This is a genomic window from Erwinia mallotivora (assembly GCF_000590885.1).
In the GTDB taxonomy this organism is placed as follows: Bacteria; Pseudomonadota; Gammaproteobacteria; order Enterobacterales; family Enterobacteriaceae; genus Erwinia; species Erwinia mallotivora.
Window position 1 is genome coordinate 13,441 of the sequence record NZ_JFHN01000035.1, and the last position, 11,583, is coordinate 25,023.

Below are 11,583 nucleotides of genomic sequence, written 5' to 3' on the forward strand. Positions count from 1 at the left end.
CTCTCTTCACCGCTGTGCGCTGTTTCACACTTCGTTGTGAAATCAGCGGCCAACAGCGCATCCGATCACAGTTTCAGCATCGACAGCCTGACATTCTCCTGTACCGATCATTAATGTTAATGATTGGTTTAAATGTTGTTAATTTTCGTCGCGCAGTCACCTACAGGAGAACGATGATGCGTTATGCTTATCCGGGCAGCAAAGATTCCCTAATCACCCTTAAATCTCAGTACGGTAATTTCATCAACGGTGAATTTGTGCCGCCGGTTAACGGGGCCTGGTTCAGCAATACGTCGCCGGTTAACGGATCGGTTATCGGTGAGTTTCCCCGTTCGGACCAGCAGGATGTGGAGCGGGCGCTGGATGCGGCCCACGCGGCAGCGGCGCAGTGGGGCAAAACCGCCGTACAGGCCCGTTCACTGATCCTGCTGAAAATTGCCGATCGTCTGGAAGAGAATCTGGAATATCTTGCGGTAAATGAAAGCTGGGATAACGGTAAGCCGGTGCGCGAAACCCTCGCCGCCGATCTGCCGCTGGTGGTGGACCATTTCCGCTATTTTGCCGGTTGCCTGCGGGCGCAGGAGGGAGCCGCTGCGGAAATAGACGAGTTCACTGCGGCTTACCACTTTCATGAGCCGCTGGGGGTGATAGGGCAGATTATTCCGTGGAATTTTCCCCTGCTGATGGCCGCGTGGAAGCTGGCCCCGGCGCTGGCGGCGGGCAACTGTGTGGTACTGAAGCCCGCCGAGCAAACGCCGCTCTCCATCACTTTGTTTATCGAGCTGATCGCTGACCTGCTGCCTAACGGCGTGTTGAATATGGTACACGGTTTTGGCCGTGAAGCAGGTGAAGCGCTGGCCGCCAGCCCGCGTATCGCCAAAGTGGCCTTTACCGGTTCAACCCAAACCGGTGAACATATTCTGCAACTGGCGGCGAAGAATCTGATCCCCTCTACCGTTGAGCTGGGCGGCAAATCGCCAAACCTCTTTTTCGAAGACATCATGCAGGCGGAACCTTCTTTTATTGAAAAAGCCGCAGAAGGCGTGGTGCTGGGTTTTCTCAATCAGGGCGAAATCTGTACCTGTCCGTCGCGGGCGCTGGTACAGGAGTCAATCTACGAACCCTTTATGGCTGCGGTACTGAAGCGCATGAAAAATATCAAACGCGGCGATCCGCTGGATACCGAGACCATGATTGGCGCGCAGGCTTCCCGCCAGCAGTTTGATAAAATCCTCTCTTATCTGGACATTGCCCGTCAGGAGGGCGCAGAAGTGCTGACCGGAGGCGGTACAGAATCGCTGCTTGGCGATCTGTCTGGTGGCTTCTATATTCAGCCCACCCTGTTGAAGGGCAACAACAGTATGCGCGTCTTTCGCGAGGAGATTTTCGGCCCGGTGGTCGGCGTGACCACCTTCCGGGATGAGGCGGAGGCCATCGCTATCGCCAATGACTCGATTTATGGCCTGGGTGCCGGCGTCTGGACGCGGGATATCAATCGTGCTTATCGGGTGGGGCGGGCGATCAAAGCCGGTCGGGTGTGGACCAACTGCTACCATCTCTATCCTGCTCATGCTGCATTCGGCGGCTATAAAAAATCGGGTATCGGGCGCGAAACGCACAAGATGATGCTGGATCACTATCAGCAGACCAAAAATCTGCTGGTCAGCTACAGCACCGAGCCGCTGGGCTTTTTCTGAGGTGCACCCAGGACGCGGTAAACCGGCGGGCGTCAGCCCGCTTTACGCGGCGTGAGCAGTCCGACAATTTCTGCTTCCGGCACCGCCTGTGAAAAATAAAATCCCTGCAACTGATTGCAGCCTGCCTCCGACAGCGCGGCCATCTGGCTACGGGTTTCGACGCCTTCTGCCGTCACGGTCAGTCCCATTGCCTGTCCCAGCCTGACCATCGACTCCATAATAGCGCCGCCGTTGCCGGTGACGCCGAGTGACTGAGTGAAGGAGCGATCGATCTTAATTTTATCCACCGGAAAATGGCTCAGGTAGTTCAGGCTGGAATAGCCCGTGCCGAAGTCATCCAGCGCGATACGAAAACCGACCTGACGCAGCTGTGAAATGGTTTCCTGTGCCCCTTTTTCATCCTCAATCAGTACCCCTTCCGTAATCTCCGGTTCAATACGCGATGGCAGGGTTTTCTCCTGGCGAATAATGGCGGTGGTGCGTTCAGCAAACCCGGCGGTGCGAAATTGCAGCGGTGAAACATTTACCGCGATGATCAGATCCGGCCACGCCAGCGACACCCGGCAGGCTTCCCGCAGCACCCACTCGCCAATCTGCATAATCAGTCCTGCCTCTTCCGCCAGCGGGATAAATTCGGTCGGCGCCATTTCGCCATACCGCGGGTGGTTCCAGCGGATCAGGGCTTCCAGCCCGACTACCTTCTGCCCGTCCATATCCAGCTGAGGCTGATAATAAACGGCCAGGTCCTGTTTGCTTTGCAGTGCGGCCCGCAGATCGGCCGCTACCTGCTGACGGGTTTTTACCGATTCATCCATTGCCGCGACAAACAGCCGGAACTGACCCCGTCCCTGACTTTTTGCTTCATACAGGGCGATATCGGCTTTACGCATCATCTCCGCTTTGTCGCTGGCGTCCTCTGGTGCCAGCGTCACCCCGATGCTGACGCCCGTCCAGACGTCGTTGCCCAGCAGGGTAAAAGGACGGTTGATGGCATCAATGATTTTTTCACACAGCAGCTGCACGCTGTGCAGTGAATCAATCTGATTCACGATCACCACAAATTCATCACCACCCAGCCGCCCCACGGTATCGCCGTCATTAATCAGCTCGCCGAGACGGCGGCCCACCTCAATAATTAACTCGTCCCCGGCGTGGTGGCCGTAAGTGTCGTTGATCAGTTTGAAACGGTCCAGGTCCAGCAACAGCAGGGCGACCTGCTGTTGCTGGCGCATCAGCCTGGCCAGAGAGTGGGTCAGATTCTCTTCCACCAGCGCCACCACCGCTACCAGTGGCCCGATAAAGTGCAACATCAGGGTGCCGGGTTTTTCCGGTTGCCAGGCCAGATAGCCCAGGGGACGGTTTTCTTTATCGGTCAGCAGCCAGTTGGCTCCGGCTTCAGCAGGGTGCCCACTGATGTAGCGCAGGTCGCTCAGCAGGCTGCGTCGTGAGAGCGAGAGCAGATAGCGGTCGTCGAGAAACTTCACGCTTATCAGCATAAAAGCCTGCTCTGCGCTGCTGTCGCTACCGATAATGCCGATTGCCAGCGCGGCGGGGCGGTTATCTATGCGGGTGAAGTCGACGATTTCGCGCATCTGGTCGCCAGCCTTCAGCCGCCGCATCATTGCCTCAACCGGTTGCCGCAGATGAGTAAACTGCGCCACCGGCACATTGCTGCCGTTCTCCCAGCGATAGACGGGCTGGCCGCTGGCATCAACAATGTAAACCAGCTGATGCTCAAACATATCCGCCAGCCATGAACCGACGTTCTGATTAAACCAGGCGGTATCCTGCGGCTCACTGAGCAGTTTTCGGGCCAGGGGAGGCCACAGCGCCAGACTGCGATGCTGTCTGGCCATTTCACTGAGGCTTTGTGAAAGAGAAGTTTTGATAATCTGTTGTTGCTGCGCCAGCGCAACCGCATTACTTCTTTCTGTCGCCCAGCCAACGGTGTAGCTGGCGGCAACAAAGGTGATTAACAGGACCAGTACCAGCGGCAGAAGGATTTCACGAATAAAATGGCTGCGAAAACTGTTTGATATTCTCATGTTTTTTTATACCTGTCCTGTCAGGCTGCGCTACAGTCAACCCTCTTTCAGGCTAGCATAAATCTTATCACCGGTTTACCCGCTGGCTCTGGCAGGCAGATAAGGATGAGTATACAGGGGATGGTAATATACAATTTTTCTTAACTAAGAGGTGTGCGTTGTTTTCTTTTTAAATAAAAGAGAAATCATTAAAACGCTTTTTCTGTTTTCACCGTCATTGTGAAAAATTGTTTCCGTTATGGCAGGCAGATGACAATCACACGCCAGAGTGAAGCAGTGAAACTGTAAATAAAAATTTTTATTCAGCGCTAAAACGGTAAAAAAAGGTAACCGGCAATAATAAAAATTAACTCCAGACAGTATCTGCTGCTGACAGCATTAAATCGAGTTTGTAACTCTGGTTATTTTAAATTGCAGAGCATCGACGGCTATTTTTATCCGCCGTCGCTTTTGAGCATTTAAAAAGCATCCTGATGACGGTGTTTGTTACCAGGTTAATTCTTAAACAGTGAATACGTTTAGCTCAGGTTTAACTTTTGTCGGCGGTTAAACTGAACGGCAGTGGTAGCAATAATTTAATTTTATCCTGCTGTTATTTAAAAGTTTACTTCTCTGCGACCCTCATCAGGCTGCTTTCAGCGGCACCCGGTTTCTTGTCACCCTGATTTGCTGTCTGACAGCAACAGGCTGCGTAACTTATTACAAATGATCATTAAAAGGTTACACCTCGTTGAATTTTAAATCTGGCTTTTTAATTTAATCCGTGACAGGTGAAAAAGAAAAAACCGGGCGTCAAAGGCGGCTATTTTAATGACAAAGTGTTGCTAATGATTTCTGCTTTGTAACCTCATTCTGACCGGCGTTTTTTAAGATTATTGCCCAGGTGTAGTGCCAGTGACAATTTGTTAATCTGAAATAACAGCTCCAGCTATTTTTTTAACAAAAGAAGAAATTATGTCGATTAAACGTAATGCGGTGGCGAATTATGTTGGTCAGCTCTATTCCACGTTGGCCGGAATTCTGGTGGTGCCGCTCTATATTCACCAACTGGGAATGGAAATCTATGGCCTGATTGGCTTTTTCTCAATTCTGCTCACCTGGCTGCAATTGCTGGATGTGGGTATTTCCTCAACGTTGCTGCGTGAAGCGGCGCGCTATCGTGCCGATCGGCAACAAAATCCTTATTTCCCTGCGCTGTTCGCTACGCTGGGTAAATTTTTCCTGATTTCGTCAGCGGTGCTGGTGGTGCTGGGCTGGCTGGCTTCGCCGTGGATTGCATCACACTGGCTGCATGCCCGCACCATTCCTCACCAGGATCTGATCATTGCCGTGGCGGTGATGGTGCTGACCGCCGCCATCCGCTGGCGTACCGGGCCGTTTCGCAGTGTGATTGTCGGCTATGAACATCAGGTCTGGCTGAATGCGCTGAATGTCATTGTTATTACCCTGCGCACCTTTGCGGCGGTATTCGTCATCCGCTTTGCCAGCAACCCGGTGATATTTTTCTTCGGCTGGCAGCTGGTTATCTCCATCGCTGAGGCCGCCTGCTGTATCTGGAAGTCTTATCAACTGGTCCCCCGCAGCGCGCGCAGCGATAAGATGCCGGACCTGAACAGCGTGGTGAAGCCGTTCATCCGCTTTGCGCTCGGCGCGGCCTTCTCCAGCGCTATCTGGACCTTTATCTCGCAGATTGACCGCCTGGTCCTGTCGAAAACGCTGCCGTTATCAACCTATGGTGCCTTCACCGTGGTGGCGACCGCGGCAACCGGCATCGTGATGCTCAGCAGCCCGATTATTCAGGCGATTGTGCCGCGTATGACCGGAATGAAAACCAGCAGCGAGAAGGGCGACAGGCCGATGCTTGACCTTTACCGCTGGACCACCCAGGCGGTGAGCATCTTTATGGCTCCGCTCAGCATCACTATCGCCATGTATCCCACCCAGCTGATCTGGGCCTGGACGCAGAATGCCCAGATTGGCGAACAGATGTGGCTGGTCATGACCCTCTATGCGCTGGGGAGTGGTATTCAGGCTATCTGTGGCCTGCTTTACAACCTGCAATATGTCAGCGGCAATCTGTCCCTGCATATGAAAGGCTTCACTGTCTTTGCCATCGTACTGATCCCGCTGAATATTCTGGCTGCTATCTGGTACGGCGCGCTGGGAACCGGCGTGGTCTGGCTGGGGCAGAACATCTTTTATTTGCTGGTCTGGGCGCTGATTGTCCACCGCAAATTTGCGCCCAGAATCCATATCCCGTGGCTGACCCGCGACGTGATGTTGATTTGGGGTGTTTCGGCCTGTGTGGCCTTTCTCACGCTGTACATTCCCTTCGAATGGAATGTTAACCGCTGGATGAACCTGCTGTATCTGGGCGTCATTGGCTTTATCAATCTGGCCATTTGTTGCCTGTTTCACAGCAAGGTTACCGGATACCTCAAAACCACAACCTTTGGTCGACTGAATTTTCGGGGGGAAAGATGAACACAGTTTATGGCCTGGTGCAGAAGCCGACCCTGTCGGTGATTATGCCTGTTTACAACGGGCGCAGGTATCTGGCAGAGGCGCTTGACTCGCTGCTGAAGCAGACTTCCGCACCGGAAGAGATAATCATTATTGATGATGGCTCGACCGATGGCACCGATCAACTGATTGAGGATTACTGTCAGCGCTATGGGCATATCAGGCTGTTACGCAATACCCATGCCGGGGTGAGTGCGGCCCGTAACAAAGGTCTGGAGGTGGCCAGCGGGGATTTTATCTACTTTATGGATGCCGATGATCTTGTCGCACCGACCCTGTTTGCCGATTTTATCCGCGAAAAACGGGTCTGCCCGCAGCTGGAACTGTATGGCTTCTCCGCCGAGATGTTCCCGGACGTTCCTGCCGAACAGCGCAAGTATACCCGCACGCACACCCGCGCCATGCAAGGGGAGTTCGCCGGGGGCAGCGAGATGCTGCGCAAACTGATTGCCAGTAACTCGGCGCACCGGGTGTTGTGGTCCAGCGTTATTTCCCGTGAATTAATCGACCGCACGCACAGTGCGTTTCTGCCGGTGCAGAACCACGAAGACGCTCCCTTTATGTTTACGCTCTACCTGCAGGCCAGCCGGGTGTTTTTCACCGCAACCGCCTACTATTTCAAGCGTTATACCCAGAGTTCACTGTCGGTGAGCACCCGGGATTTTTCGTGGGTGAAAAACTATTTTATCGTGCGGGAAGGGACGGAGAATGCGCTGCGGGCAGCGGGCCTGCCGCTGGACAGCAAGCTACTGGACAGCTACTACTTTCCGGTGATGAGCGGCTGTCTGATGATGGTGCGAAAACACCGTATGGTGGTGCCGAAGGAGTATCAGCTGCCGTTAAATACGCTGGCGCGGCAGATTACCCGCCACAGCCTGCGCATGAGCCTGGTCTGGTATTGTCACCCGTTGTACAGCGGCCTGACCTGGTTTCGTAAAAAGCTGTCGGGGTTCAGTGCCTGATGACGGATCTGGCGGTATCCGCAGCGTGGTGATACCGCCTGCCAGCTGATGGGCAAAAAGGGCGATAACTTCGCTCGCAGGCCTGCGCATTCTGTGCCGTCGTCGCAATTAGGGGCGGGGAAAGATTGTCACCCGGCGTGCAGAGGTATAGTGTTAGCCCTCTCCTTTTTTTACTCCGGTGCTCAGCCGCCGGAGTTATGTCGCTAAAACGAGGTTGTTTTGTCCAGTTATTCTCCAGGTTTACGCCCACGCCGTCTGCGTCAGACGCCTTCCCTGCGTTCGATGTTTCAGGAAACCACTCTCAGCCTGAATGACCTGGCTCTGCCGATTTTTGTTGAAGAGGAGCTCGATGATTACAAAGCGATTCAGGCCATGCCGGGCGTACTGCGTATTCCCGAAAAGCGTCTGGCATATGAAATCGAGCGTATTGCCAGAGCAGGTATCCGCGCGGTAATGACTTTTGGCATTTCACATCACACCGATGCCGATGGCAGTGACACCTGGCAGGAGAACGGTCTGGTTTCGCGCATGGCGCGTATCTGTAAACAGACGGTGCCGGAAATGATCGTCATGTCCGATACCTGCTTTTGCGAATATACCAGCCACGGCCACTGCGGCGTGCTGCATGACCACGGGGTGGACAATGATGCCACGCTGGTCAATCTGGGCCGACAGGCGGTGGCCGCTGCCCATGCCGGTGCCGACTTTATCGCACCGTCGGCGGCGATGGACGGGCAGGTCGCGGCGATCCGCCATGCGCTGGATCAGGCTGGATTCACCGATACCGCCATCATGTCCTACTCCACCAAGTTCGCCTCTTCCTTTTATGGTCCTTTCCGTGAAGCGGCAGGAACATCGCTGAAAGGCGACCGCAAAACCTACCAGATGAATCCGATGAACCGCCGCGAGGCAATCCGCGAATCCTTAATCGATCAGGCTGAAGGTGCCGATTCGCTGATGGTGAAGCCCGCCGGAGCCTACCTGGATATTATCCGTGAGCTGCGCGATCGCACCGAGCTGCCGCTGGCGGCTTATCAGGTGAGCGGTGAGTATGCGATGATCAAATTCGCCGCGCAGGCGGGGGCGATCGACGAGCGGCAGGTGGTGCTGGAGAGCCTGGGCGCAATCAAACGCGCCGGTGCAGATTTGATTTTCAGCTACTTCGCGCTGGATCTGGCAGAGCAAAAACTGTTGTAACGCCTGCGGGCAGGGGCGGCATTCAACGCCGCCGCGTCTGCCCGCTTATTGCCGCAAACGGCTATTCCCTCACTTCTGCAATCCACTTTATCGAAGCGATATTGGTAAAGTTCGCCACGTCAGCGACGATTTCATCAACATGCCCGCTCATTCCCTGCTGCAACGCTTCCTCCGACTGGCACAGCAGATGACAGGCGGCCACAAAGGGCGCGGCAGAGCCATCCGGCATGGCGGTGATCCTGTCAATCGTGTAAGAGAGCAGCTTGTCGCCCATTCGGGCTTTGATCAGCGGCAGATGAACGTCGCGATAATAGTCGTGGTCAAAGGTGCCGTTGGCGGTGTGGGGATAAAGTACGCTGTATCTGATCAAAGTGGTTCCTCAGCTGTTGGTTGGCGTAAAGGCATCGCGCGCAAGGCGCTTTCCGCGACACAATTATAGCCATCAGCCAGCACATTTCCTGCCGGGCGGGCTGCCTGCGCACGGTCTGTTAAGGACAGGGGACGGCTATTTATTGCATTGGCGGGTGCAATTTTTGCGACTGATTCTGCGCGGGCCGAATGCTATATCTGCTCTCTCTTTTCTGAACCTGTGGAATAAATGATGATTTTACTGCCCTGGCTCAGCATCAGCGGAATCGGTGTGTTGCTGTGTTGCATAGTCAGCGTTGGCTGGTGGTGTTGCCGCCAGAGAGGGATGCTGCATCAGTTACAAAATTACAACCAGCTGTTATCGGAACAAAACCAGGCGATGACCCGGAAACTGAGCGAGCTGGCTGAACAGCTGTCGCTGCTCTCTGCGGCATTCCGGGAGCTTAACCGGCAACAAGCACAGCCGGAAAACAGGGGTTATTCCGGCGGCCAGTCAGAAAAGTACTCTGGCAAGAAATAAGCGCCGGTCGTCGGATAAAATTTACAGCCGCAGCCTGCTGCCCGTTTTTTCACCGTGCTGATGCCGTCGGGCTGAAGATGAGAAAATTTTTGCCGGATGGCCCATTTTTACCCCGATTATTCTGCCAGCGTCAGCTGGTGGCCCTGCCGGTAATCGGTGGGCGAACAGCCAAACCGGCTGCGAAATTCCCGGGAAAACCACGACATATCGCTGAAGCCGTTTCGCCAGGCAATTTCGCTGACCTGAGTGTGGCTGTTCAGCGGCGAACGTAGCGCCTGTGCGGATTTCTCCAGCCGCTGGCTGAGCAGATACCTGCCGAACGAGGTGCCCTCTTTCTGAAAAAGCCGGGCCAGATAGCGGGGAGAAATGTTAAAGTTCGCCGCCACCGTGCTGGCGGAGAGGCTCTGTTCCGCCAGATGGCTGTTGATCATGATTTTTATCTGAAATAACAATCCATGCCAGCTACCGTTCTGGTTTCTGGTGGTTCTGTACTGGTCAGAAATGATACTGCTGACCAGCGACAGCAACTGGTCGTAGAGCATCGCCGCATACTGTTGTGGCAGGCTATCCGGCAGGGCCATCAGATTAGCCAGCAGCATTTGTAAATAGGGCACCAGCGGATGCTGGCTGCCAAAAACGCAGGCCAACAGACGATCGGTTTTTCCCAGCCGCTGCCAGAGGTGTTCCACCGGAATCTGCACCACATGTTGACGCGATTCCCCTTCAAGGTGCAGCTGATAGGGCTGACGGGTGTCATAAAGCCCGAATTCACCCGCCGTCAGAGAAACCTGCTGACCGGCCTGAGCCACCGAGGTGGTGCCCTGACTGACCACGCTGAGCAGGATCAGATTATCCGGATGATTATCTGCCCCCCGGCGGCGTCGCGACACATTCTGGGCGCTACAGGCAATTTCGGAGATACGCAGATCCTGCCAGACGCCGCTGGTGATGCGGCCCTGATGGTCACCGTCAGCAAATGCGCACTCCAGCGGGATAAAGGTTTGACTGATGGCATCGCGCCAGTAATCACTGCGGTCGGCCCAGGCCACGGCCCCGGTATCAAAGGTCTGCATCGCTTGCTCCTCCACTCGTACTGCAATGGTCAATGCAAACTTTGTTCCATAACCTTGCGAGATTCAGGACGCAGCGGTGGAACACCCGGTTGTTCCCTGACAGACAATGATTGGTTCCTTCCTGTCATATCGCCCCGGCCACGGCGGCGGCTATAACGTTCTCCTGCCCATTTCAGTTTCAGGAGTACAAAAAAATGATGAACAAACCGATTACCGTGGCCTGTGTACAGGCGGCCCCTGTCTGGATGGATCTGCAAGGGACCGTAGATAAAACCCTTGAGTTGATTAAACAGGCCGCGGCCAGTGGCGCTGAACTGATCGCGTTTCCGGAAACCTGGATCCCTGGTTATCCGTGGTTTCTGTGGCTGGACTCTCCGGCAGCAAATATGCCGATGGTGTATCAGTATCATCAGAATTCGCTGGTGCTGGACAGCGTGCAGGCCCGGCGTATTGCCAGCGCCGCGCGGGAACACAATATCTGGGTAGTGCTGGGATTCAGTGAGCGCGACCACGGCAGCCTGTACATCTCGCAATGGATTATTGACAACAATGGCGAAACCGTCGGCACCCGCCGAAAACTGAAAGCCACCCATGTCGAACGCACACTTTTTGGCGAAAGCGACGGCTCGTCACTGACCACCTGGGATACCCCGTTAGGGGTGATGGGGGCGCTGTGCTGCTGGGAGCATCTGCAACCGCTGACCCGCTACGCCATGTATGCACAGCACCAGGAGATCCACATTGCCGCCTGGCCCAGCTTCAGCCTGTACAGCGGGGCGACCGCCGCCCTGGGACCGGAGGTGAACACCGCCGCCTCCCGCCTGTATGCCGCAGAAGGGCAGTGTTTTGTCATTGCCCCCTGCGCCATCGTGTCGCCAGAGATGGTGGCGCAGCTGTGCAGCGACGACAGCAAAAAGCAGCTGCTGAGCGCCGGTGGCGGCCATGCGCGGATTTACGGCCCGGACGGCGGTGAACTGGCTACGCCGCTGGCAGAAAATGAAGAAGGTCTGCTGATTGCCACTCTGCAACCGGCAGCCATCACCTGTGCCAAATTTGCCGCCGATCCGGTCGGGCACTACTCGCGGCCTGATGTGACCCGCCTGCTGTTTAATCCGGCGGCAAACCGGCCGCTGGTCACCGCTGATGAAACTGTCGCCCGGCAGTGGATTGAACTGCCGGAAGCCGGGGAGGAATAAA

The 11,583-nt window shown here is 55.1% G+C and carries 9 protein-coding genes; 6 read left to right on the plus strand and 3 right to left on the minus strand.

Going from position 1 to position 11,583, the window contains the following annotated elements:
- The first annotated feature begins 176 nt into the window (after positions 1–176).
- On the plus strand, positions 177–1,697 hold the full coding sequence (gene exaC / locus BG55_RS06490; protein WP_034935705.1) for an acetaldehyde dehydrogenase ExaC: 1,521 nt from the start codon (positions 177–179) through the stop codon (positions 1,695–1,697).
- A gap of 32 nt (positions 1,698–1,729) precedes the next feature.
- On the opposite strand, the gene BG55_RS06495 is transcribed toward exaC, so the two are convergent.
- Entirely contained in the window at positions 1,730–3,742 is a 2,013-nt protein-coding gene (locus tag BG55_RS06495) for a bifunctional diguanylate cyclase/phosphodiesterase (RefSeq protein ID WP_034935708.1), read from the minus strand.
- A gap of 954 nt (positions 3,743–4,696) precedes the next feature.
- Here BG55_RS06495 and BG55_RS06500 point away from each other — a divergent pair.
- The 3 genes from BG55_RS06500 (at position 4,697) to hemB (ending at position 8,424) form a co-directional block, all read left to right on the plus strand.
- The gene (locus BG55_RS06500; RefSeq protein ID WP_052018721.1) at positions 4,697–6,226 is read left to right on the plus strand and encodes a lipopolysaccharide biosynthesis protein; all 1,530 of its coding nucleotides are present in this window, start codon (positions 4,697–4,699) and stop codon (positions 6,224–6,226) included.
- Positions 6,223–7,227 (plus strand): glycosyltransferase, encoded by a 1,005-nt coding sequence (locus BG55_RS06505; RefSeq protein ID WP_034935710.1) that lies wholly within the window; start codon positions 6,223–6,225, stop codon positions 7,225–7,227. The genes BG55_RS06500 and BG55_RS06505 overlap by 4 nt, the downstream gene beginning before the upstream one ends.
- A gap of 219 nt (positions 7,228–7,446) precedes the next feature.
- Positions 7,447–8,424 (plus strand): porphobilinogen synthase, encoded by a 978-nt coding sequence (gene hemB, locus BG55_RS06510; RefSeq protein ID WP_034935713.1) that lies wholly within the window; start codon positions 7,447–7,449, stop codon positions 8,422–8,424.
- A gap of 61 nt (positions 8,425–8,485) precedes the next feature.
- Here the strand turns inward: hemB and BG55_RS06515 are convergent, their stop codons facing one another.
- Entirely contained in the window at positions 8,486–8,794 is a 309-nt protein-coding gene (locus tag BG55_RS06515) for an EthD family reductase (protein ID WP_034935715.1), read from the minus strand.
- Positions 8,795–9,022: 228 nt separating this feature from the next.
- Between BG55_RS06515 and BG55_RS06520 the strand changes: the two genes are divergently transcribed.
- On the plus strand, positions 9,023–9,313 hold the full coding sequence (locus tag BG55_RS06520) for a hypothetical protein (RefSeq protein ID WP_152542667.1): 291 nt from the start codon (positions 9,023–9,025) through the stop codon (positions 9,311–9,313).
- Positions 9,314–9,429: 116 nt separating this feature from the next.
- On the opposite strand, the gene BG55_RS06525 is transcribed toward BG55_RS06520, so the two are convergent.
- Positions 9,430–10,386 (minus strand): helix-turn-helix domain-containing protein, encoded by a 957-nt coding sequence (locus tag BG55_RS06525; protein ID WP_034935719.1) that lies wholly within the window; start codon positions 10,384–10,386, stop codon positions 9,430–9,432.
- Positions 10,387–10,580: 194 nt separating this feature from the next.
- Between BG55_RS06525 and BG55_RS06530 the strand changes: the two genes are divergently transcribed.
- Positions 10,581–11,582: a nitrilase gene (locus BG55_RS06530; protein ID WP_200871598.1), complete on the plus strand. Its 1,002-nt coding sequence runs from the start codon at positions 10,581–10,583 to the stop codon at positions 11,580–11,582.
- The last annotated feature ends 1 nt before the right edge of the window (position 11,583 follow it).

Coding starts and splice junctions, on each gene's coding strand:
- exaC (WP_034935705.1), top strand. CDS start 177: ATGCGTTATGCTTATCCGGGCAGCAAAGATTCCCTAATCACCCTTAAA.
- BG55_RS06495 (WP_034935708.1), bottom strand. CDS start 3,742: ATGAGAATATCAAACAGTTTTCGCAGCCATTTTATTCGTGAAATCCTT.
- BG55_RS06500 (WP_052018721.1), top strand. CDS start 4,697: ATGTCGATTAAACGTAATGCGGTGGCGAATTATGTTGGTCAGCTCTAT.
- BG55_RS06505 (WP_034935710.1), top strand. CDS start 6,223: ATGAACACAGTTTATGGCCTGGTGCAGAAGCCGACCCTGTCGGTGATT.
- BG55_RS06520 (WP_152542667.1), top strand. CDS start 9,023: ATGATGATTTTACTGCCCTGGCTCAGCATCAGCGGAATCGGTGTGTTG.
- BG55_RS06525 (WP_034935719.1), bottom strand. CDS start 10,386: ATGCAGACCTTTGATACCGGGGCCGTGGCCTGGGCCGACCGCAGTGAT.
- BG55_RS06530 (WP_200871598.1), top strand. CDS start 10,581: ATGATGAACAAACCGATTACCGTGGCCTGTGTACAGGCGGCCCCTGTC.